The sequence below is a fragment of the Streptomyces sp. LMG1-1-1.1 genome (genome assembly GCF_040815545.1).
Classification (GTDB): domain Bacteria; phylum Actinomycetota; class Actinomycetes; order Streptomycetales; family Streptomycetaceae; genus Streptomyces.
Map to the genome: position 1 here is coordinate 420,589 of NZ_JBFPNH010000001.1, position 21,771 is coordinate 442,359.

A 21,771-nucleotide genomic window follows, 5' to 3' on the forward strand; every position below is an offset into this window, starting at 1 on the left:
CGCCGGCCACCGGCATCCCGTCGAAGCAACCGTAGAAGGAGACCGTCATGACGGAGTACGACATCGATGCCCTGCAGGTCCTGCCGGAGGAGACCCGTACCGCGGACGCCCGCGGCGAGGAGCACGCCGCCGCGCTGATCACCGCCTGCCGCTGGCTGACCAGCGGCTGCTGACGAAACCCGGTGAACGGGCGGCGCACCCCCATGGCCGCCCGGGGAGGGGACCGCCCGCGCCGGCCGGCCCCCTCCCGCCGGGCTTCCCGGCATGTCGGGTTCAGTGGACTTCCCGGGCTTTCCGGGCCCCCTGCCCTTCGCGAGGCCGGTGGGCGGGCGTGCGGAGCGGTGGGTGTGCCGTGCGCGTCGCTGCCCCGGTGAGGCCCCGGCTGGGTGTCCATCCCCCGGACCGGCGGTAAAGCGCGGGAAAATTCCGGGCGGGCGGGCTGCGGTTCCCGCACGAAGCGATTTCGCCGTCTTGACGCGTTCTTGGCGTCCCGAGGCTCCCCTCCGGCATATCGGAACAACGGATTCCGCAGCAGGCGGGCCATTGACCTGCGGTTCTGCCCGCGCTTCCATTCAGCCCGGGAGCCACGGACCCACCTGATCACCGGCCGCCTCGGAGGCGATACCGCTCCCGCTCGGATACACCTTGCTCACCGATCGGAACCGTCTGATGACCGACACCCTCAGCGCGCCGCACGCGTTGGCCCCGCCGACCGGCCCCGTGCCGCAGAAGCTCAAGCGTTCCATCGGTGTCGTGGGCGGCACCTTGCTCACGCTGTCGTGCGTGACCCCCGCTTCCACGCTGTTCGTGGTCGTACCCGACCTGTTCGACGGGGTCGGCACCTACGCCGCGCTGACCATCGCGATCGGCTCGCTGCTCTGTATCGGCGTGGCGTTCTGCTACTCCGAGCTGGGCACCCTCATCCCCAGCGCGGGCGGCGAGTACGCCATCGTCTCCACCCTTGCGGGCCGCCTCGCCGGCTGGCTGGTGTTCGTCCTCTCCCTGCTGGTCGTGATGATCGTGCCCCCGGTGATCGCCATGGGGACCGCCGACTACCTGGCACCCCTGGTCCACATCCCGGCCCCGCTCGCCGGCGCCGGCGTGATGCTCCTCGCGACCCTCGCGGGCCTGCTCGACCTGCGCGCCAACGCCTGGATCACCGGCATCTTCCTCGTCCTCGAGGTCGTCGCGGCCGGCATCGTCGCCGTCCTCGGCTTCGCCCACTCGGAGCGCGGCGTCGGCGCCCTCGTCCACGGCCAGGTCGCCGGCGACGGCGGCACGCACTCGCTCGTCACCGGCGCCATGGTGGTCTCCGGCCTCGCCATCGCCCTCTTCATCACCCAGGGCTTCTCGACGGCCGTCTACCTCTCCGAGGAACTGGAGAACCCGCGCAAGAGCGTGGCCCGCACCGTGCTCGCCACCCTGGCCATCTCCACCGTCGTGATCCTCGTGCCCGTCGTGGCCATCACCCTGGGCGCGGGCGACCTGGAGACCCTCACCGGCGGCGACATCAGCGGCATGATCGCCGCCTGGTCCAACTCCGCCGTCGGCACCTTCATCAGCCTCTGCGTCGCGCTGGCCATCATCAACGCCGGCATCGTGATGGTCATCCAGAACTCCCGCGTCCTGTTCGCCTCCGCCCGTGACAAGGCCTGGCCCGAGCCCGTCAACAACGCCCTGTCCCGACTGGGCCGCTTCGGCTCCCCGTGGGTCGCCACCCTGGTCGTCGGCGTGCCCGGCGCGGCCCTGTGCTTCGTCAACCTCGACACCCTCTACGGCGTCACCGGCGTCTCCGTCACCGGCATGTACCTGCTGGTCGCGGTGGCGGCGCTCTTCAGCCGCCGGGGCGCGCACCGCGAGGTCGCCGCCTGGCGCATGCCGCTGTGGCCGGCCGTCCCGCTGCTGCTCATCGGCGTCCTCGCGTACGTCCTCTCCATGCAGGACACCGAGTACCTGCTGTGGACCGGCGGCATCACGGCGGTCGCCACCCTCTACTGGGCCCTCTACCTGCGGCCGCGCAAGGACACCCGCTGGCTGGTCAGCATCCCCGAGGACGAGCAGGCCTGATCCTCCGGCCCGACGTCTCACCCGGGGGCCGGGGCGGTACACCACCGCCCCGGCCCCCGGGCTTCGCCCTTCCCCCCTGCTGTCCCTTTCCCTCGGCTTCGCGCTTCCCCCGGGGTTGTCGGCGGTCGCCGCCCGCTGCAAGATCGTTCCGTGAACGACGAGGGTGGGGACATGAAGGAAAGGACCGGTGCGTCGTGGGGGAGATGACCAAGGGCGGCAACGGCTACGTGCCGTCCGTGCCGCTGCGGATCGCCGTACACGGCGGCCTGGACGCGATGGCGCTGCTGCTCACCGAGCACGGGGTGGTCCGGGGGGACGGCGACGTCGTCTTCCACGGCGCTCCCGTGCATCCGTCCGGCGCCGTACGACTCACGGCGGCGGGCGGCGGAACGGCCTGGCTCGACGTCGGCCTCCCGTCCGTCGAGGAACAGATCACCCGCGTCCTGGTCGTCGCCTCTACCGATCGCGGCGCGCTGCGTGACGTCGTCGGACCCGCCGTGGAGGCCTTCGCACCCGACGGCACCTCCGTCGTGCGGTACGACGTGACGGACGCCGCCGACGAGACGGCGATGGTGCTGGCCGAGCTGTACCGGCGCGCCGGCGGCTGGAAGTTCCGCGCCGTCGGCCAGGGCTACGCGAACGGCCTCGCCGGCCTGGCCACCGACCACGGCGTGGACGTGGCGGACGCGGGCGCGCCGACGCCGCCCGCTCCCTCGGGACCGGCCCCGGGGGCGATCCCGACCACACGGGTTCCGGCCCCGGCACCGGCACCGGCCCCGGCACCGGCCCCTGCTCCTGCGCCAGCTCCGGCTCCTGCGCCCGCTCCCGCGCCGGCGCCGGCGCCGGCGCCTGCTCCTGCGCCCGCTCCGGCGCCGGGCTTCGCGCCCCCGCCGGGCTTCGGGCCGCCGCCGGCGAAGGACTTCGGGGCCCCGCAGGCCCCGGGCTACGGAGCTCCGCAGACCCCGGGTTACGGAGCTCCGCAGGCACCCGGCTACGCGGCTCCGCAGGCACCTGGCTTCGGAGCCCCGACGCCGCCGGTGGCGCAGGTGCCGCCCGTGGCGGCGCCCGCGGCAGCGTCCGGGCCGGGCTGGTGGTCGTACGGGCCGGTGTTCGAGCCGTACACGCAGATCGGTCGGGACAACGACGTGATCACGGTCGACGGTCTGCCGCCGGGACCGGTCGTCGTCCAGCTCGACGTCGAGGGCGACGGGTACACGGGGATGTCGGTCCTCAACTGGCGCAACAAGGAGAAGGACTTCCTGGTCAACAGCACGGAGGAGGACTTCCGGGGCCGGGTGCTCGCCACGGTGCCCAAGAACGGGACCCTGCGGCTGAAGGTGGAGGCGGAGGGGCCTTGGCGGGTGGAGGTGTCGCCGCTGGCGGCGGCCCGGCGCCTGACGGAGGAGGAGACGGACTTCCGCGGCCCCGAGGTGCTTTTGCACACGGGGGGCGTGGCCGACCTGGCCATCCACTACCGCGGTGACGAGAACCTCATCGTCAACGTCTTCGAACTCCACGGACACGACGACCACACCGCGCTGCCCGAGGACGAGAACGTCGTCAACGAGATCGGCAAGCGCCGCGAGACCGTTCCGCTGCCCGAGGGGCCGCTCGTGGTGCAGTTCGAGATGGCGGACGGCCCGTGGCGGGCCCACCTCAAGCGGGTGCAGCCGCCGACTCGGCAGGGGCGCTTCAGGTGAGCGTCGGGTAGTCGGTGTAGCCGGTCTCGCCGCCCACGTACATCAGGTGGGCGTCGCGGATCGGGTTGAGCGAGGCGCCGACCCGCATCCGGGCGACCAGGTCGGGATTGGCCAGGAACGAACGGCCGAGGGAGACCAGGTCGGCGCCGGCCGCGAGGAGCCGCTCACCGGCACCTCGCCCGCCGTCGGCGGGCAGGGGGCCGGGCCAGGGCAGGGCCGGGTTCGCGATGAGCGCGCCCGGCCAGGCGGCGCGCAGCGTGTGGAAGAGCGGCCGGTCGGGGTCCGCGAACACGAAGTGCAGGTATGCGAGGCCCAGGTCGCTCAGCGCGTCGAGGAGCGCCGGGTACACCGCGTCGACGTCGTCCTCCGACATGCCGTTGGCGGTGACACCCGGAGCGATGCGCACTCCCACCCGCTCGGGGCCGATCGCCTCGGCCACCGCGCGGACGACCTCCACCGTGAACCGGATGCGGTGCGCGACGGAGCCGCCGTAGCCGTCGGTACGCCGGTTGGTGGCCCCGGACAGGAACTGGTGCAGCAGATAGCCGTTGGCGGAGTGCACCTCGACCCCCGAGAATCCGGCGTCCACCGCCCGGCGTGCCGCAGCGGCGAAGTCGGCGACGGTGGAAGCGATCTGAGCTTCCGTCATCTCCAGCGGCACCACTGCCTCCTGGTGCCCGGAGGGCGTGAATACCGTGTCGGGAAGCGGTACGGGAGACGGGGCCAGCGGGTGGTGCCCGCTCGTCTCGGGGTGCCCCACCCTCCCGCCGTGCTGCAACTGGAGGAACATCTGCCCGCCGGCGTCCCGCACCGCCTCGGTGACCCGCCGCCACCCGGCCACGTGCGCGTCGTCGTAGATCGCGGGGATGTTGGGGTACGTGGCCCCCACGGCGTTCGGCGTCGCCGCCTCCGCGATGATCAGCCCGGCCGAGGCGCGCTGGGCGTAGTACGTGGCCATGATCGGCTCCGGCACACCCGTCGCGCTCGCCCGGTTCCGGGTCATCGGAGCCATGACCAGCCGGTTCTTCAGGCGCAGCGTGCCGAGGCGGGCGGGCTGGAACAGCGGGGAGGCCTCGTGGCCCGTGGGGACGGGGACGGTGCCGGTCGCGGTGTCGGTGTCGGTGTCCGTCGTGAGCGTGTCGGCCGGCGTGATCTCGGTCGTGATCTCGGTCGTGGTCGTGGTCGTGGTGGTGGTCATGGTCGTGCTCCCTCGTCCTTGTTCCCGTCAGGGCGGCGAGCCCCGCTGGACCAAGGTCGCGCAGGCCGCTTCGGGATCGCTGACGGTTCGCTGATGGTCCGCCGAAAGCCGGATGATCATGGGTGTGTAGGGTTCCCGTCATGAGGTTCGGGGTGCTCGGTCCGGTCGCGGTGTGGAATGCCGACGGCGAACCGGTGCGGGTGCCCGAGACCAAGGTGCGGGCGCTCCTCGCCGACCTCCTCGCGCACGAGGGCCGCCCCGTGCCGACGGACCGGCTCGTCCACGACATCTGGGGCGACGCCGTCCCGGGTAACCCCGCCAACGCGCTCCAGGCCAAGGTCTCCCAACTGCGCAGGGCCATCGGCCGCGACCGGGTCTCCCACCAACCGGCCGGCTACCGGCTGCGCCTCGACGACGGGACGGCCGAGATCGACGCCGACCGCTTCCGTGCGCTCGCGGCCCGGGCCCGCCTCGCCACCGAACCACGCGCCCGGGCGGCCCTGTTCACGGAGGCCCTCGACCTGTGGCGGGGGCCCGCGTACGCGGACTTCGCCGACGAGGAGTTCGTCCGCCCGGCGGCCCAGCGCCTCGCCGAGGAGCGCCTCGCCGTCGTCGAGGAACAGGCCGAGGCGCGGCTGGAGTTCGGCGACCCCTCGCTCCTCGCCGAGACGGCCGCGCTCGTCACCGACCACCCGCTGCGCGAGCGCCTGCGCGCCGTGCGCATCCGCGCCCTCTACGACGCCGGACGCCAGAGCGAGGCGGTCGCCGCGTACACGGAACTCCGCACCCTGCTCGCCGACGAGCTCGGCCTCGACCCGAGCCCCCGACTCGCCTCCCTCTACGAGGCGATACTGCGCCAGGACGCCGAACTCACCCCCTCCACCACGCCCGCACCCGAGCCGGAGGCCGTACCCGCGTCTGGATCCACGCGCGTGCCCCCGGCCGTACCCGCGCCCGTGTCCGTACCTGCGTCCGTGTCCGTACTCGCGCCAGCGTCCGTACCTGCGCCAGCGTCCGTACCTGCGCCCGCGCCCGTACCTGCGTCTGCGTCCGTGCCCGTACCCGCGCCCGTACCTGCGTCCGCGCTTGTCCCCGCGTCCATCCCCGCACGCGCGCTCGTGCCCACGTCCGTACCTGCCTCCGCGTCCGTTCCGGACTCCCGCGCCTCCGAGCCGCCCGTCCCGGACCCGTACCGGGGCGGCGCACGTCGTCGGCATCTGCCGGTCCCCACGACGGCGCTGATCGGGCGCGGGTCGGACCTGGAGGCGGTCGGGCGGCTCCTCGGGGCCGAGCGGCTGGTCACGCTGACCGGGCCGGGCGGGGTGGGCAAGACCCGGCTCGCCCTGGAGGTCGCCGAGCGGCTCTCCCGTGATCCGGACGGCGGGGCGCCGGACGGCGTGTGGCTGGTCGAGTTCGCCGGGCTGCCCGCCGAGACGGCGGGGAGCGCCGATCTCGTCCAGGCGGTGGCCGTGGCGCTCGACGTCCGCGACTCGGCGTCGCCGGGACGCGGCGCGGCCGGCCCGTCGGAAGCGCTGCTCGCCGCACTGAGGGACCGCGAGGCGCTGATCGTCCTCGACAACTGCGAGCACGTGATCGAACCGGCCGCCGATCTGGTCGCGTCCCTGCTGCACCGCGCGCCGGGGCTGAGCGTCCTCGCCACGAGCCGGGAGTCCCTGCGGCTGCCCGGCGAGGCGGTGTACGCGGTCGACCCCCTCGGTCCCGCTGCCGCCGCCAGGCTCTTCACGGAACGGGCGGTGGCGGCGGCGCCGGGCTTCGCGCCCGAGGGCGAGTACGGGGACGAGCACGGGGACGGGAACGGGAACGAGCAGGGGCAGGCCGGCGGCGGCGGGGCCGGCGGCGGGGCCGGTGGCGGGGATGGCGACGGAGAGGGCGAACGCGACGGCGACGGGGCGCTGAGCACCCGGGACGCCATCGCGGAGATCTGCCGCCGCCTCGACGGCCTTCCCCTCGCTCTGGAGCTCGCCGCCACGCGGGTGCGTGCGGTAGGGGTACGGGAGTTGGCGGCGCGGCTCGGTGACCGGTTCCGGCTCCTCGCGTCGGGGCAGCGGGGGCTGCCGGCCCGGCAGCAGACCCTGCGGGCGGTCATCGACTGGAGCTGGGACCTGCTCGAACCGCCCGAGCGGGCCGTGCTGCGCAGGCTGGCCGTCCCGGCCGGAAGCTGCGCGCTGGAGGCGGCGGAGGCGGTCTGCGCGGGCGACGGCATCGCGCGGGAGGACGTTCTCGACCTGGTGGGCCGCCTGGTCGACCGGTCCCTCGTCATGACGGTCGCCACCGCGGCCGGGCCGCGCTACCGCCTGCTCGAATCGGTCGCCGTCTACGCACGCGACCGACTCCACGAAGCACGGGAGTGGGAGAGCGCGTCGGCCCGCCACGTCCGGTACTACCTCGACGTCGCCGAACGCGCCGAACCCCACCTGCGCGGCACCCGGCAGCGAGTCTGGCTCGCCCGGCTGGACGCCGAGGCCCCCAACACACGCGCGGCCCTCGACCACGCCCTCCGCACCGGCGACACCGGGAGCGCCGAGCGACTCGCCACCGCCCTGTGCCCCTGGTGGCTGCTGCGCGGTCGCCTGCACGAAGCGCGCCGTACGCTCGCCGCCGTACTGGAGGCCGCGCCCGGCGACCGATCGGCCGAACTCCGCGTCCTGCACGGGGCGTTCGCCATGATGACCGAAGGGCGGGCGCCGGAAGCGGACTGCCCCGAAGCGGAGATCGCCGACCCCGTACGTCGTGGCCGCGCACTGTGGCTGTTCGCGTACAGCCTCTACCACGCGGGTGATCCGACGGCGGCGCGGGACGTCAACGCGCGTGCCCTCGCACCGTTCACCGAAGCCGGCGATCCGTGGGGTGTCGCCGCCGCCCGGGCACTGCGCGCGCACACCGCGTTCGCCGCCGGGGACCTGGCCACCGCGCGCGACGAGGGTGTCGGCGCCGCGCACGCCTTCCGGGAACTCGGCGACGGATGGGGCGAGTTGCAGACCGTTCCCGTCCTCGCCGCACTCGCCGAGATCGAGGGCGACTACGCCTCCGCCACCGCACGGCAGACCGAAGGGCTGCGGCTCGCCGAAGGGCTCGGCCTCCCCGCGGAGACGTCGGCCCGCCTCGCGGGCCTGGGGCGTCTCGCGCTCCTGGACGGCGCCTGGGAGAAGGCCCGCGACCTGCACGAGCGGGCCCGGCGCGCGGCGGCCGACCAAGGCCACATGTTCGGCGAGGTGTTCGCGCTCATGGGCCTCGCCCTCGGCGCCCGCCGCTCGGGCGACCTCGACGCCGCCGAACACCACCTGCGGACCATGCGCGACGCCTACCCGTCGTCGACCGCCGGAAAGCACCTGATCCACGTCGAACTCGGCTTCACCGCCGAACTCCGAGGCCACGCCGAACGAGCCGCCACCTACCAGGCCCGCGGCCTCGCCTTCGCCCGCGCCCTTGCCGACCCCCGCGCCCTCGCCCTCTCCCTCGAAGGAACCGCCGGCGCCTCCGCCCTCCCCGGCGACACCCCCGGCCTCACCCGCGCCGCCCTCCTCCTCGGTGCCGCGGACACCGCCCGCCGCACCGCCGGCTCCCCCCTCCCCGAAGCCGAACGCACCGACGTGAACCGCATCGCCGCCGCCGCCCGTGCCGGCCTCGGCAACCCCTCGTACGACGCCGCATTCCGCAAGGGCGCCGCCCTCCCGCTCACCGAAGCAGTCCGCGTGGCCGCCGGGCCCTGACGCCTCTCCGGGAGGGCGTGACCTGCGGGAACACGGCACGCGGGACCGGGAAGCGCGGGAACGTGCCGCGCGGGGAGGGCGCGTGGCGCGGGAAGCCGGCCGGTGCCGCGCCGGGCGGGACCGGACCGGACCGGGAGAGAAGCGGGATCGGGCGGCCGGCCCGAGTGCCGTGTCCTTACCTGTGCATGAACACGTAACGGACCGATCGCTGGCCCACACGTCGCGACGGGCTGCGGCGTTCGAGACCTTGGCCGCGTCGATCAGCTCGCGCAGCGCGTCGGCTGCCTGGGGATGCAGCGGGACCATGCGCTCGGTGGAGGTCCTGCCGACCAGGATCCGCAACCGTGGGTGCTGCCCGACCGTGCAGGGCCCGACGAGGACGAAGTCGCGGCGGCGCGTGCCGCGGTGCGCGCGCTGCTCGACCTCGCGGGTCGTACGGGAGGACAGGCCAGGCGGCAAGCGCCGGGTCGCCTACGTCGTGGCGGCGTCCGGCGAGGCCCTGACTGTGGAGGACTGCGCCGGAGCGTGACGGCCCGGCTGCCCGAGTACGCGGTGCCGTCGGGTTCGTCGTCCTCGACGAGCTCCTCGTACGGTCAATTGAAAGCTCGACCGCCGGGCCCTGCCGCCCCCCGACACCGGTGCCGGGTTCGAGGGAGGCCGCGCCCCGCGCAACCCGGTCGAGGAGACCCAGCCGGTCGTCCCGGAAGCGAACTCCGTTGGACAGCCACTGTTCTGTGTCCACGCCGTGTCCGGCATGAGTTGCGGGTACGCCGGTCTGCTTCCGCACCTCGCCCGATCGGCGAGTTCGCGCATTACGACGGGGAGCGCGTCGGTGAGTCCGGCGAGGAGGCAGTGTTCGGCGAGGACGGTGATGTCGGCGAGGGCGGTCGCGGACTGGGCCCGGACCTCGGCCTTGGCGGTGGCGGCCTCGACGGTGGTGCCCCAGACGCCGGCCTCGGCGACCTGGACGTGCAGCTCGGGTTCCCAGCGGAGCCGCCAGGTCTCGCGGAAGGTGCCGGTGCCGGCTCGTCCGGCGCCCGGTTCGCCCAAGCCGACGCCGAGGAGCCGATCCTCGGACCGGGACCGGCCGGTCATTGCGCTCCAGACACACAAGCTGGGCGGACCGCACGGGGCGACCTCGTCCGTCGAGGAGATGGCCGACGGGCTACCTCGCCGAGACCTGCCGGATCCAGCCGACCGGCCTCTACCCCCGGCTCGGCCGGTCGTTCGGCGATCCGGTCGCGCACGCCGTCGCCGCCCGGTTTGAAGCGTCCGGGAAGAGGTGGCCCTGCTTGCGTTCTTCGACTCGTCTCCGCTGCCCGAAGGGTTCCGCGCACCCGAGGTCGACGGCCGGCACGTGTTGACCGCCCTCCTCGGTACCGCCGGCGGGACGGTGCCGGTGCGCCGCCCGGACGCGACGCCCGACACCGCGGAATGGCCGAGGCGTCCCTCCGCGCGGCCGACCGTCCTCGGAGTGCTGGAGCACGCGCAGGCGGCGTCGCGGCCGTCGTGGCGGGCATCTTCGACGACCCGTGGATGCCCTACCGCGCTACCGGTACGTACCCGACGCCGGGTTCGGCGGCGACGCCGTGTTCTTCGACGCCACCGGCACACCTGCGCCCCTCTCGGGGGCTGAGGCCTGGGCGCCGTACGTGCCCGGCCGCGTCGGGAGTTCGCCGTCGACCGCGAGCACGCCGCCCGGATGGCCGACGCGGAGCCGCTGCGGGCGATCGGCCGGGGCCTGGCCCCGCAGGCCGCGTCCCGCCCGCGTCTGAACCAGGGGCACGATGCGGGGCCCCTAAGGCGAATGCAACCCGGCTCCAACGCGAATCCCACGCGGATCCCACGCGCATCCCACGCGGATCCACCACCGTACGGCCCCTACGCGTGCGCGCCCCGTACCCGCCGCCCCCGCCCCCGCCTTTACCGCGCCGCCGAACTGCCCGCATACTGCCGCCTGGCCAGCCGGGTCGGCGCAGCGATGCTGCTTAGCGGTGGGGGACCTCCGTACGATCGGCCAGGCGTTGTGAGTGGGGCGGTCCGGCCTCCGGAGGAAGTCAGGGAGATGGTGGAGCAGTCCGGTTGGAGGGTCGGTGTCGCCTCGGCCCCGGTGCATCACGGCGAAATTCTGCAGGGCGTGTTTCCGTACCAGGGTCGGCTGACCAGGGGACTGGTCACACTGCCCTGCGGCGTCCACACGACGCGTGCCTCGTTCGTGCCGGAGCGGGGCGAGGAGTTCACCGTGTCTCCAGCCTGGAAGACGAAGGCCTTGCGTGCTGCACAGCTCGCCACCGAGGTCTGCGTCGCGTCCGGCGAGGGGCCTGTCGGCGGGCACCTCGAACTCACCGGTGACGTCCCGTTGTGCCGGGGTTTCGGGTCGTCGACGAGCGACGTGTTGGCCGCTGTGTGGGCCGTAGAGGACGCCTTGGTTCGCCCGCTGCCGGTCGAGGAGATCGCGCGGATCGCCGTGCGGGCCGAGACGGCATCGGACTCCCTCATGTTCGAGGGGAGTTCGGTGCTCTTCGCCCAGCGGGAGGGCGAGGTGATCGAGGACTTCGGCTACCGCATGCCGGTGGTACGGGTGCTCGGCTTCGGGTCGCGGCCCGAGAACGAGGGCAAGGGCGTCGACACCGTGGCCTTCGCGCCCGCCGAGTACGACAGCGCGGAAATCGACCTGTTCGCCGAGCTCCGGGTGATGCTGCGCGAGGCCATCCACGGCAAGGACGTCGCTCTCATGGGGGCGGTCGCCTCCGCGAGTACCGACATCAATCAGCGCCACCTGCCCATCCCTCGCCTCGACGGCCTGCGCGCCGTCGTGCGGGAGACGGGCGCCCTCGGTATCCAGACTGCGCACAGCGGCGACATCGCGGGGTTGCTGTACGACCGCGACGACCCCGACGTCGAGGCCCGCACCGAGCGCGGCAAGCGACTGCTGCACGACATCGGCATCCACGAGCAGTGGATCTTCACGACGGGTGACTGACATGACAACGACCACGCTCGCGGGCGCCGTCGGACTGCACGACCCGGTGGTGGACGCCACCGAGCCGTCCCGTGTCATCCGGGTGGGCGCGCGCCGCGGCTTCGACGACGTGATGACGCGGGGGGCCCAGGCATGAGCGCTCCTCTCCTGCTCCTCGTCGAGTCCAACACCACCGGCACCGGGCGCCAGTTCGCCCAGCGGGCCCGCGCGCTCGGGGCCGAGCCCGTGCTGCTCAGCGCCGACCCCGCCCGGTACCCGTACGCCGCCGAGGACGGGCTGCGCACCGTCGTGGTCGACACCGCGGACGGTGACGCCCTGTGGGCCGCCGTGACCGCGCTCGCGGGCGGAGCGCGGATCGCCGGCGCACTCTCCAGCTCCGAGTACTACGTGGCCACGGCCGCGGACCTGGCCCGGCGGCTCGGGCTGCCCGGTCCGTCCGCCGACGCCGTCCGGGCCTGCCGGGACAAGTCACAGCAGCGCCGCACCCTGGCCGGCGCCGGGGTGCCCGTGCCGCGCTTCTCGGTGGCCGGCGACGTCGCGGAGGCGCTTGCCGCCGCCCAGAGGATCGGCGGTCCCGTCGTCGTCAAGCCGGTGCAGGGCTCGGGAAGCCTCGGCGTACGGCTCTGCCGCGACGGTGACGAGGTCGCCGCCCACGCCCACGGGCTGCTGGCCGCCACCGTCAACGAGCGCGGACTGAGCACCCCCGGCGTGGTGCTCGTCGAGCAGTACCTGACCGGACGCGAGTTCTCCGTGGAGGTCTTCGGCGAAGAGGCCGTCGTCACCGTCGCCAAGCACGTCGGTGCGCCGCCGGTGTTCGTCGAGACCGGACACGACGTGCCCGCGATGCTGCCCGCGGCGCACGCCGCCGCGCTCGTCGACAGCGCCGTCCACGCCGTCAAGGCCCTCCGCCTCGGCTGGGGCGCCGCCCACGTCGAACTCCGGCTCGACGGCGACGTCGCCCGCGTCATCGAAGTCAATCCCCGGCTTGCCGGCGGCATGATCCCGGAACTCGTGCGCCGGGCCCGCGGCGTCGACCTCGTCGGCGCCCAGGTGCGCGCCGCCCTCGGCGAGCACGTCGACCTCACGGGTGCGGCGGACGCCGTCGGCGCCGCCTCCATCCGGTTCCTCACGGCCGGCACCGCCGGCGTCCTCGCGGACGTCACCGCCGCCGAAGCCGCGGCCCGCGCGGTGCCCGGTGTCGTCGACACCGCCCTCTACCGCCCGGCCGGAACCCCGGTCGAACCAGCCGAGGACTTCCGGGGCCGCGTCGGCCACGTGATCGCGGCCGGCCCGACCCCGGAGCGGACGGCCGCGGCCGCCGAGACCGCCCTCGCCCACGGACTGACCACCGCGCTGAAGCACGTCGCGGCCCCGGAGCCGCGGGATGCGGTACGGGAATGAGCGGCGACGAAGCTCCCGCCCGCGCCCCCGCCGAACCCGTCACCAGGTCGAGCCCCGTGACCGGCGCCGGTGCCGACAACGGGCGGCAGCGCACCGGTCTCGCCCCGCGTGCCTACCGCACACACCGTCGAGGCCTTGCGCACCACCTGTGGCTGCTCAGGGTGTCCGACCCGGCGGCCGACGCTCCGGGAAGCGCGCCGTCGGGAGTGGAGGTCACCAGCCGAATCGGCGGTTGACCAGGGTGGCGAATTCGTCGAAGGTCAGGACGCGGTCGCCGTTGCGGTCGGCCTCGTCGAACAGCGCGGACGACGCGTCGTCGTCGCCGACGCCCCATGCCGGGATCACGCCGCGCGCGGCGAGGGTGGGGCCCTTGGCGCGGAGGGCGCTGATGACCTCGGCCCGCGTGAGCGTGCCGTCGTGGTCGAGGTCGAGCGCGTCGAAGAGGGTACGGGCCTTGTCGCTCATGGCGTGTTCCTGTCCGGTGTCCACTGGTCGCGTTCCCCGGGTCGTACGTGGTCCGCGGGCGTCGGATCGGCCGACGCGTGCCGTAGGGAAGGACGCGCGGGCGGCCCGTGAAGTTGCCTGCGGAATTCCTTCGTCCGCGGAGTGAGCTCGCCGGGGGGCCGAGGTTGTCCACAGGTTCGCGGTGGAACGGACCGGGGTGTCGGCGGGGGCGGCTAGGCTTCGGGAATGGTCCTTTCCGACGTATCCACCGAGATCTCCGACGCCGCGCGGGTCCTTCACCGTGTCTTCGGGTACAGCGCCTTCCGGGGTGAGCAGCAGGAGATCATCGAGCAGGTGGTCGGTGGCGGCGACGCGCTCGTGCTGATGCCGACCGGCGGCGGCAAGTCCCTCTGCTACCAGATTCCGGCCCTGGTCAGAGACGGTACGGGGGTGGTGATCTCGCCGCTGATCGCGCTGATGCAGGACCAGGTGGACGCGCTGAGGGCGCTCGGGGTGCGGGCCGGTTTCCTCAACTCGACGCAGGACCCGTACGAGCGGCAGGCGGTCGAGCAGGCGTTTCTCGCGGGTGAGCTCGACCTGCTGTACCTGGCCCCGGAGCGCCTGCGGACCGAGGGCACTCAGCGGCTGCTCGACCGGGGCACGGTGTCGCTCTTCGCGATCGACGAGGCGCACTGCGTCGCCCAGTGGGGCCACGACTTCCGGCCCGACTACCTCGCCCTGTCCATGCTGCACGAGCGCTGGCCGAAGGTGCCGCGGATCGCGCTGACCGCGACGGCGACGGAGGCCACGCACGCCGAGATCGCGGCGCGGCTCGGGCTTGAGGAGGCGCGGCACTTCGTCGCGGGATTCGACCGGCCCAACATCCAGTACCGGATCGTCCCCAAGAACAACCCGCTCAAGCAGCTGCTCGAACTGATCAGGACGGAGCACGAGGGGGACGCCGGAGTCGTCTACTGCCTCTCGCGCTCGTCGGTGGAGAAGACCGCGGCCGCGCTGGTGGAGCACGGCATCGACGCGGTGCCGTACCACGCGGGCATGGACGCCCGTGCGCGGGCGGCCAACCAGGCCCGGTTCCTGCGGGAGGACGGCGTCGTCGTGGTCGCGACGATCGCGTTCGGCATGGGCATCGACAAGCCGGACGTGCGGTTCGTCGCGCACCTCGACCTGCCGAAGTCCGTGGAGGGCTACTACCAGGAGACCGGCCGTGCCGGCCGTGACGGGGAACCGGCCACGGCGTGGTTGGCGTACGGCCTCCAGGACGTGGTCCAGCAGCGCAAGCTCATCGACGGCTCCGAGGGCGACGAGGCGCACCGCCGGGCGCTCGGCATGCACCTGGACGCCATGCTCGCGCTCTGCGAGACCGTCGACTGCCGCCGGGTCCGGCTCCTCGCGTACTTCGGGCAGTCCGGCGAGCCGTGCGGCAACTGCGACACCTGTCTGACGCCGGCCGAGTCCTGGGACGGGACGGTCGCGGCGCAGAAGCTGCTGTCCACGATCTGGCGCCTGGCCAAGGAACGGCGCCAGAAGTTCGGCGCGGGTCAGATCATCGACATCCTCCAGGGCAAGAAGACGGCCAAGGTCATCCAGTTCGACCACGACGGGCTGTCGGTCTTCGGTGTCGGCTCCGACCTCGGCACGGCGGAGTGGCGGGGTGTCGTCCGCCAGCTCCTCGCGCAGGGGCTGCTCGCGGTGGAGGGGGACTACGGCACGCTCGTCCTCACCGAGCTCAGTGGCGAGGTGCTCGGCGGTCGCCGGACCGTGCACCTGCGCAAGGAGAAGGCCGCCGCACCGTCCCGGAAGGAGTCCGGGTCGCGCTCGGGCAAGAGCGCCCGCGTGCCCGTCGACCTGCCGGCCGCAGCCGTCCCGGTCTTCGAGGCCCTGCGCGCCTGGCGGGCCGAGACCGCGCGCGAGCAGGGCGTCCCCGCGTACGTCGTCTTCCACGACGCGACCCTCCGCGAGATCGCGACCCTCTTCCCCGGCACCGTCGAGGAGCTCGGCACGGTCGGCGGCGTCGGCGAGGCCAAGCTCGCCAAGTACGCCGACGGCGTCCTCGCCGCCCTGGCGGAGTGCGAGGCCCCCGCCGCCGGCCCGGCGGCCGACTCGACGGCGCCCGCTCCGGCCGCCCCCGCCCACGGAGCTCCCGCTCCGTCGCCCGCCGCCGGTCCGGCCTCCACGCCGGCCGCGTCGACCCCGCCGACCACGCCGGCCGGGTCCTCCGGGCCCTCCGTTCCGGTGGGGCGGTCGTCCGCGCCGTACGACGACGAGCCGCCGCTCTTCGGCGACGACGAGACCGAGCCGCCCTGGGACGAATGGGAGTAGCGGGCACGCGCCCGGCCGGGACCCGGCCGGGCGGTCGGACCGTAGGCGGGGTGAGACTGGCGGTCAGACCGGCTGCGGAGCGAGACGAGGGGGGTAAACCGGCTGCGCAGCGAGACGGGGGGCGGACCGGCTGCGGAGTGAGACGGCGGTCAGACCGGCTGCGGGGTGAGGCGGGCGAGGCCCCTGCGGTCGTAGTAGTGGGTCATGGCGAAGCCGAAGAGCAGGGCGGCGGCGGTGCCGATCGCGATCATGATCCAGCCCCGGGCGAGGCCCGCGTCGGCCTGGGCCTCGAAGTAGAGGATCGCCCGGACACCGGCGCTGAGCTGGTGCATCGGCTCGAAGATGCCGAGGAAGCGGTAGAAGCCGGGTGTGGCCTCCAGGGGGACGGTCGCGCCGGACGAGGGGAGGGCCAGGGCGATGAAGACGAACATCGAGACGAGCTGGCCGATGCCGCCGAAGGCGGCGTTGATGGCCTGGACGCCGAGGCCGACGGCGACCGTCGCGCAGTAGGAGAAGAGCCACAGCATCGGCAGGTGCGAGGCGTCCATGCCGAGGAGCCAGATCGTCGCCAGCATGACGAGCGTCGTGGTCAGGAGCGCGATCCCGGCCGTCATGACCATCTTCAGGACGAGGGTCTGGGTGCGGCTGACGGGCACGGTCGGTCGGCGCGTGTGCCAGGGGCCGAGCTCGCTGTCCGCGTAGCCGAGGGCGGTGTCGACGCCCGTGTTGACGAGGTTCCCGCCGATGAAGCCGCTGAGGACGAGCAGCAGGGTGTAGTAGAAGGCGGTCAGGCCCAGCCCGCTGTGGGCACCGATGGGATGCCCGGGGCGGGTGACGACGGCGACCGGATCGGCCAGGAGCAGCCGCGTGGTGGGCACGGTGGAGGTGGCCGAGAGCTGCTTGCCGATGGTCAGTGACGCCTGGTGGGCCGCGTTCTGGTTGATCTGGGCGGTCAGGGACGACCCGAGGCTGCCGAGGCCGGGGTTGGTGAGCACGGTGAGTGTCGGCCGTACCGTCGCCCGGTTCGTGGTCAGGGCCGCGACGGACGCGGTGAAGTCCTCGGGGACGACCAGCGCCCCGAAGACCTTCCCCGAGGCGAGCGCGTCCTGGGCCTCCTCGCGGCCGAGCAGGTGCCACTCCACGGAGTTCTTCCCCTGGGAGGCCGAGACGATCGCGTCGCTGATCTGCTGCCCCAGGTTCTCCCGCTGCCCCGGCAGCGGGCTGCCCCGGTCCTCGTCGACGAGGGCGACGGGCAGCCGGTGCAGGTTCTCGGACGGGTTGAGGATGCCGCCCGTGTAGAGGAGCGAGAGCAGCAGGGCGACCAGGGCGCTGAGGATCGCCGGTACGAGCCACAGCTTGGGGTTCCGGAGCAGGCGCCCCGCACGGACCTGGGGTCCCTGCGCGTGCGTGGAGTGCGAGGAGTCGGGGGTGTTCGGGGAGGTCATGGTGCCATCGTCGACCGGCGGGCCCTCCGAGCCGGGAATTGCGGACGATTCGGGCGGGGTGGGTGTGTCGGGCACTCCGTTTGCGGACCGGTGGAGCCCGCGTTTCAGTGGGAGCGACCCCCACGCGTCCCAGGAGTAGACATGTCGATGGCGTTCGGTTCCCCCTCTGGCTCGTCCGATCCGTTCAGCGACATGCTGAACCGGTTCTTCGGCATGTCGCCGGCGTCGTCGCCCCCGGCGGTGCAGCGCGTCCCCATCGGGAGGCTGCTGACGGAGTCGTCGCACGAACTCCTCGACACGGCAGCCCGCAAGGCGGTGAAGGACGGCACGCCCGACCTCGACACGGAGCACCTGCTGTGGGCGGCCACCCAGGTCGCCCCCGCCCGCAGACTGCTGTCCCAGGTCGGCGTGGACCCCGACGCGCTCGCCTCCCAGCTGGACCGGGTACTTCCGCGGGAGTCCGGCGAGTCGTCCGCCGAGCCCGGACTCACCCCGGCGGCGAAGCGCACGCTCGCCGCCGCCTACGGCCGGTCGCAGGCCGCCGGCGTGTCGTACATCGGCCCCGAGCACATCCTCGGCGCGCTCCTCCAGGACGCCGGCTCCGGCGCCACCCGGCTGCTCCGGACGGACGACGTGGACGTACAGAAGCTGCGCGGGCTCACCGAGCAGCCGGGCCGCGGGGACGGCGGCGCTCCCGCCGCGGCGAGGCAGCAGCAGCCGGCGACGACCCTCGACGAGTTCGGCAGGGACCTCACCGAGGAGGCGAGGGCGGGGAAGCTCGACCCCGTCGTCGGACGCGCCGAGGAGATCGAGCAGACCATCGAGATCCTCTCCCGCCGCTCCAAGAACAACCCGGTGCTCATCGGCGAGCCCGGCGTCGGGAAGACCGCCATCGTGGAGGGCCTCGCCCAGCGCATCATCGCGGACGAGGTGCCCGCGACCCTCAAGGGCAAGCGGGTCGTCTCCCTGGACCTCTCCGGCCTGGTGGCCGGCGCGCAGTACCGCGGACAGTTCGAGGAGCGCCTGAAGAAGGTCATCGAGGACGTCCAGAACGCGAGCGGCGAGATCATCGTCTTCATCGACGAACTGCACACGGTCGTCGGCGCGGGCGCGACGGGCGAGGGCGCGATGGACGCGGGCAACATGCTCAAGCCGGCCCTCGCGCGCGGCGAGCTCCAGCTGGTGGGGGCGACCACCATCGACGAGTACCGCAGGCACATCGAGAAGGACGCCGCCCTCGAACGCCGCTTCCAGCCCGTGCTCATCCCGGAGCCGACGGTCGAGGAGACCGTCCAGATCCTCGAAGGACTGCGGGACGCGTACGAGGCCCACCACCAGGTCCGGTTCGCCGACGGAGCCCTCGCGGCGGCCGCGGAACTCTCCGACCGCTACATCAGCGACCGCTTCCTGCCCGACAAGGCCATCGACCTGATGGACCAGGCCGGCGCCCGCGTACGGCTCCGCGGCAGCGGACGTTCCACCGAGGTGATCAGCCGGGAGGACCGCCTCGCCAAGCTGCGGCGCGAGAAGGACCAGGCCGTCGCCGGCGAGGAGTTCGAGAAGGCGTCCGACCTGAAGCGGGAGATCGCCGAGGTGGAGGGCGAGCTGGCCGGTATCGAGGAGCGCCGCGAGGGCGTCGTCTCGGTGACGGCCGCCGACATCGCCGACATCGTCTCCCGGCGCACGGGCATCCCCGTATCCCAGCTCACCGCCAGCGAGAAGGAGAAGCTCCTCAAGCTGGAGGAGGAGATGCACGCCAGGATCGTCGGCCAGGACGAGGCGGTCACCGCGGTCTCCGAAGCCGTGCGCCGCAACCGCGCCGGCATGGGCGACCCGGACCGCCCGGTCGGCTCGTTCCTCTTCCTCGGCCCCACCGGCGTCGGCAAGACCGAGCTCGCCAAGACCCTCGCCGAGCTGCTGTTCGGCGACGAGGACCGCATGATCCGGTTCGACATGAGCGAGTTCCAGGAGAAGCACACGGTCGCCCGGCTCGTCGGAGCGCCGCCCGGATACGTCGGTTACGAGGAGGCCGGCCAGCTCACCGAGAAGGTCAGGCGCCAGCCGTACAGCGTGGTCCTCTTCGACGAGGTGGAGAAGGGGCACCCGGACGTCTTCAACACGCTGCTCCAGATCCTCGACGACGGGCGCCTCACCGACGGCCAGGGCCGCACGGTCGACTTCCGCCACTGCGTCGTCATCATGACCTCCAACATCGGCGCGCACCGCATCCTCGCCCACGAGGGCGACGCGGCCGAGCTCAAGGACGAGCTGATGGTGGACCTGCGGGAACGTTTCCTGCCCGAGTTCCTCAACCGCATCGACGACATCATCGTCTTCCACAGCCTCACCGAGGACGACCTGTCCGAGATCGTCGAACACCTCCTGGACCGCAGCAAGCGCCGCGTCCACGCCCAGGGCATGACCCTGGAGGTCACCGAGGCCGCGAAGAAGCTGCTCGTCGCCCACGGCCACCAGCCGGCGTTCGGCGCCCGCCCGCTGCGGCGCACCATCCAGACCGAGCTCGACAACCGGGTCGCCTCGCTGCTCCTCGGCGGCGAGGCCGATCCCGGCGACACCCTCGTCGCCGACGTCGTGGACGACTCGCTGCACTGCACCGTCCGCAAGGCGGAACCCGGCGCCGGGGCCGCCGCGGACGACCCGTCCGCGTCGGCCGCCGGCGCCTGAACCGCCGGGACGATCCGAGGGTGCCGGCCAGTCGGTGGCGGGCAGCGGGCCGCGCGCTGTCCCCCCGGGGCGCGCTGGCGCTGCAGAGCGTCGACGGCGCGCTGTCGTTCGCCGTCCGCGCGGCGGCGGCCATGGCGGTGCCCGCCCTGCCGATGGCCCTCGCGGGGCGCGCCGACCAGGCCGTCTACGTGGGCGGCGAAGAAGTCGCGCCTGACCCGCTTGGCGGTCATCTCCCAGGTGACGTGCTTGATGCCGTTCTCGCAGATATCCAGGTGCAGGCCCTTGGTGTCGTCGGGCCACGCGCAGCCGGGGCAGTCGAAACCGGTGTTCTCGTGGTTCATCCGCATGATCGCCCGCGGGCCGTCCACGAGGGCCTTCTCACGCAGGAGGAAGTGCGTCATGCTCTTGGCGGCGCCCCAGCCCGCGGCGGGGTGGTGGTACGGCTCGAAGCCCGGTTCGCCTTCGGGGGTGGGTCCCACCCGGTGTTCCAGGGGTTCCTGCCCGTCCCGGGCGGTGTTCTTGTCCTGGTCGGTGCTCACGGGCTTCACCCTCTCGCCCAGCCGAAGCGTGGGCACGGTGGGACACGTGGACCCCTCTGCGCAGGCTAAGCCCGGCGTTTTCGGCCTGCCACTCGGTGCGGGCACCGCTCCGTCGGGCCGCGTACCGCCTCGGTGCGGGCACCGCTCGTTCGGGCTGCGTACCGGATCATGCCCCCCTACGCTGACGCTGTCCCCTTCCTCCGCTTTCCGATCCTTTTCGTGGGAGCCGGCCTTCTCCGTGGGAGCGCCATGGTCGTACCGCAGCCCGTAGTGGCGTCGCCGCCGCGAGCGGCCGTGTTCCTGGTGGTCACCGTCAACCCCGGCGGCGAGACCACCGTGCGGGACGTGCTCCAGGACCTGACGGGCCTGACCCGTTCCGTGGCGTTCCGCGCCCCCGACGACCGCCTCAGCTGCATCGCCGGCATCGGCTCGGACGGATGGGACCGGCTCGTCGGCGGTCCGCGCCCCCGCGAGCTGCACCCCTTCGTGCCCCTGCGCGGACCCCGGCACCGGGCGCCCGCCACGCCCGGCGACCTCCTCTTCCACCTGCGCGCCCGCCGCATGGACCTCTGTTTCGAGCTGGCCCGGCTGATCGTGGAGGGGCTCGGCGCCGCGGTGACCGTCGTCGACGAGGTGCACGGCTTCACCTATTTCGACCAGCGCGATCTGCTGGGATTCGTCGACGGCAGTGAGAACCCGACGGGCACGACCGCCTTCGACGCGGTCCACATCGGCGACGAGGACGCGGAGTTCCGGGGCGGCAGTTATGTCATCGTGCAGAAGTACGTGCACGACATGGCCGCGTGGGACGCGCTCACCGACGAGGAGCAGGGGAACGTCGTCGGACGCGGCAAGACGTCCAACGTCGAACTCCCCGACGACGTGAAGCCCGCGAACTCGCACGTCGCCCTGAACACGATCCTCGACGAGGACGGCGTCCAGCAGCAGATCCTGCGCGACAACATGCCGTTCGGACAGGTCGGCACCGGCGAGTTCGGCACGTACTTCATCGGGTACGCGCGGACGCCCGCCGTCACCGAACGCATGCTGCGCAACATGTTCCTCGGCGATCCGCCGGGCAACACGGACCGCATCCTCGACTTCTCCCGGGCCGTGACCGGCGGCCTCTTCTTCGTACCGAGCGCCGACCTCCTCGACGACCTTCCCGCCGCGCCGCGGGCCGCCGTCGCCGTCCCCGGGGACTCCCTGGGCATCGGCGGCCTGAAAGGAGCCTGAGC

Annotated in this window: 14 protein-coding genes and 2 pseudogenes; 11 read left to right on the forward strand and 5 right to left on the reverse strand. The window is 73.2% G+C overall.

Annotation, left to right across the window (positions count from 1 at the left end; genetic code table 11):
- Positions 1-47 precede the first annotated feature (47 nt).
- From MRBLMG1_RS01750 to MRBLMG1_RS01760, 3 genes are all read left to right on the forward strand, one after another.
- Positions 48-173, forward strand: coding sequence for a hypothetical protein (locus MRBLMG1_RS01750; RefSeq protein ID WP_367819951.1), 126 nt, complete (start codon positions 48-50; stop codon positions 171-173).
- Positions 174-669: 496 nt separating this feature from the next.
- Positions 670-2,067 (forward strand): APC family permease, encoded by a 1,398-nt coding sequence (locus MRBLMG1_RS01755; protein ID WP_367819953.1) that lies wholly within the window; start codon positions 670-672, stop codon positions 2,065-2,067.
- A gap of 203 nt (positions 2,068-2,270) precedes the next feature.
- Positions 2,271-3,767: a TerD family protein gene (locus tag MRBLMG1_RS01760; RefSeq protein ID WP_367820308.1), complete on the forward strand. Its 1,497-nt coding sequence runs from the start codon at positions 2,271-2,273 to the stop codon at positions 3,765-3,767.
- On the opposite strand, the gene MRBLMG1_RS01765 is transcribed toward MRBLMG1_RS01760, so the two are convergent.
- The gene (locus MRBLMG1_RS01765; RefSeq protein ID WP_414721480.1) at positions 3,760-4,779 is read right to left on the reverse strand and encodes an alkene reductase; all 1,020 of its coding nucleotides are present in this window, start codon (positions 4,777-4,779) and stop codon (positions 3,760-3,762) included. The two genes, MRBLMG1_RS01760 and MRBLMG1_RS01765, sit on opposite strands and share 8 nt — an antisense overlap.
- 326 nt (positions 4,780-5,105) lie before the next feature.
- Between MRBLMG1_RS01765 and MRBLMG1_RS01770 the strand changes: the two genes are divergently transcribed.
- Positions 5,106-8,696, forward strand: a complete 3,591-nt coding sequence (locus MRBLMG1_RS01770) for an AfsR/SARP family transcriptional regulator (RefSeq protein ID WP_367819957.1) — start codon at positions 5,106-5,108, stop codon at positions 8,694-8,696.
- Between the two features lie 789 nt (positions 8,697-9,485).
- On the opposite strand, the pseudogene MRBLMG1_RS01775 reads toward MRBLMG1_RS01770, so the two are convergent.
- Positions 9,486-9,764, reverse strand: a pseudogene (locus MRBLMG1_RS01775) (DUF5682 family protein); the annotation flags it as partial.
- Positions 9,765-10,938: 1,174 nt separating this feature from the next.
- Between MRBLMG1_RS01775 and MRBLMG1_RS01780 the strand changes: the two are divergent.
- The 4 genes from MRBLMG1_RS01780 to MRBLMG1_RS01795 are packed head-to-tail and all read left to right on the forward strand — an operon-like array spanning position 10,939 to position 13,316.
- The gene (locus MRBLMG1_RS01780; protein WP_367819959.1) at positions 10,939-11,679 is read left to right on the forward strand and encodes a kinase; all 741 of its coding nucleotides are present in this window, start codon (positions 10,939-10,941) and stop codon (positions 11,677-11,679) included.
- Position 11,680: 1 nt separating this feature from the next.
- Positions 11,681-11,815, forward strand: coding sequence for a hypothetical protein (locus MRBLMG1_RS01785; RefSeq protein ID WP_367819961.1), 135 nt, complete (start codon positions 11,681-11,683; stop codon positions 11,813-11,815).
- Complete coding sequence (locus MRBLMG1_RS01790; protein ID WP_367819963.1) at positions 11,812-13,080, forward strand: ATP-grasp domain-containing protein; 1,269 nt, start codon at positions 11,812-11,814, stop codon at positions 13,078-13,080. The genes MRBLMG1_RS01785 and MRBLMG1_RS01790 overlap by 4 nt, the downstream gene beginning before the upstream one ends.
- Positions 13,077-13,316, forward strand: coding sequence for a hypothetical protein (locus MRBLMG1_RS01795; protein ID WP_367819965.1), 240 nt, complete (start codon positions 13,077-13,079; stop codon positions 13,314-13,316). The genes MRBLMG1_RS01790 and MRBLMG1_RS01795 overlap by 4 nt, the downstream gene beginning before the upstream one ends.
- Here the strand turns inward: MRBLMG1_RS01795 and MRBLMG1_RS01800 are convergent.
- Entirely contained in the window at positions 13,294-13,545 is a 252-nt protein-coding gene (locus MRBLMG1_RS01800) for an EF-hand domain-containing protein (RefSeq protein ID WP_367819967.1), read from the reverse strand. The genes MRBLMG1_RS01795 and MRBLMG1_RS01800 overlap by 23 nt on opposite strands.
- Before the next feature lie 225 nt (positions 13,546-13,770).
- Between MRBLMG1_RS01800 and recQ the strand changes: the two genes are divergently transcribed.
- Positions 13,771-15,864, forward strand: a complete 2,094-nt coding sequence (recQ, locus tag MRBLMG1_RS01805; RefSeq protein WP_367819969.1) for a DNA helicase RecQ — start codon at positions 13,771-13,773, stop codon at positions 15,862-15,864.
- Positions 15,865-16,013: 149 nt separating this feature from the next.
- On the opposite strand, the gene MRBLMG1_RS01810 is transcribed toward recQ, so the two are convergent.
- Entirely contained in the window at positions 16,014-17,309 is a 1,296-nt protein-coding gene (locus MRBLMG1_RS01810; protein WP_367819971.1) for a YhgE/Pip domain-containing protein, read from the reverse strand.
- Positions 17,310-17,450: 141 nt separating this feature from the next.
- Between MRBLMG1_RS01810 and MRBLMG1_RS01815 the strand changes: the two genes are divergently transcribed.
- Complete coding sequence (locus MRBLMG1_RS01815) at positions 17,451-19,994, forward strand: ATP-dependent Clp protease ATP-binding subunit (RefSeq protein ID WP_367819973.1); 2,544 nt, start codon at positions 17,451-17,453, stop codon at positions 19,992-19,994.
- A gap of 188 nt (positions 19,995-20,182) precedes the next feature.
- On the opposite strand, the pseudogene MRBLMG1_RS01820 reads toward MRBLMG1_RS01815, so the two are convergent.
- Positions 20,183-20,533, reverse strand: a pseudogene (locus tag MRBLMG1_RS01820) (formate dehydrogenase); the annotation flags it as partial.
- A gap of 249 nt (positions 20,534-20,782) precedes the next feature.
- On the opposite strand from MRBLMG1_RS01820, the gene MRBLMG1_RS01825 reads away from it, so the two are divergent.
- Positions 20,783-21,769, forward strand: a complete 987-nt coding sequence (locus MRBLMG1_RS01825; RefSeq protein WP_367819974.1) for a Dyp-type peroxidase — start codon at positions 20,783-20,785, stop codon at positions 21,767-21,769.
- Positions 21,770-21,771: the final 2 nt, after the last annotated feature.

Bases quoted from the DNA above. Each gene is read 5' to 3' on its own strand.
- MRBLMG1_RS01790 (WP_367819963.1), top strand. From the start codon at position 11,812: ATGAGCGCTCCTCTCCTGCTCCTCGTCGAGTCCAACACCACCGGCACC.
- MRBLMG1_RS01770 (WP_367819957.1), top strand. From the start codon at position 5,106: ATGAGGTTCGGGGTGCTCGGTCCGGTCGCGGTGTGGAATGCCGACGGC.
- MRBLMG1_RS01785 (WP_367819961.1), top strand. From the start codon at position 11,681: ATGACAACGACCACGCTCGCGGGCGCCGTCGGACTGCACGACCCGGTG.
- recQ (WP_367819969.1), top strand. From the start codon at position 13,771: ATGGTCCTTTCCGACGTATCCACCGAGATCTCCGACGCCGCGCGGGTC.
- MRBLMG1_RS01750 (WP_367819951.1), top strand. From the start codon at position 48: ATGACGGAGTACGACATCGATGCCCTGCAGGTCCTGCCGGAGGAGACC.
- MRBLMG1_RS01765 (WP_414721480.1), bottom strand. From the start codon at position 4,779: ATGGCTCCGATGACCCGGAACCGGGCGAGCGCGACGGGTGTGCCGGAG.
- MRBLMG1_RS01800 (WP_367819967.1), bottom strand. From the start codon at position 13,545: ATGAGCGACAAGGCCCGTACCCTCTTCGACGCGCTCGACCTCGACCAC.
- MRBLMG1_RS01810 (WP_367819971.1), bottom strand. From the start codon at position 17,309: ATGACCTCCCCGAACACCCCCGACTCCTCGCACTCCACGCACGCGCAG.
- MRBLMG1_RS01795 (WP_367819965.1), top strand. From the start codon at position 13,077: ATGAGCGGCGACGAAGCTCCCGCCCGCGCCCCCGCCGAACCCGTCACC.
- MRBLMG1_RS01760 (WP_367820308.1), top strand. From the start codon at position 2,271: ATGACCAAGGGCGGCAACGGCTACGTGCCGTCCGTGCCGCTGCGGATC.
- MRBLMG1_RS01815 (WP_367819973.1), top strand. From the start codon at position 17,451: ATGTCGATGGCGTTCGGTTCCCCCTCTGGCTCGTCCGATCCGTTCAGC.
- MRBLMG1_RS01825 (WP_367819974.1), top strand. From the start codon at position 20,783: ATGGTCGTACCGCAGCCCGTAGTGGCGTCGCCGCCGCGAGCGGCCGTG.
- MRBLMG1_RS01755 (WP_367819953.1), top strand. From the start codon at position 670: ATGACCGACACCCTCAGCGCGCCGCACGCGTTGGCCCCGCCGACCGGC.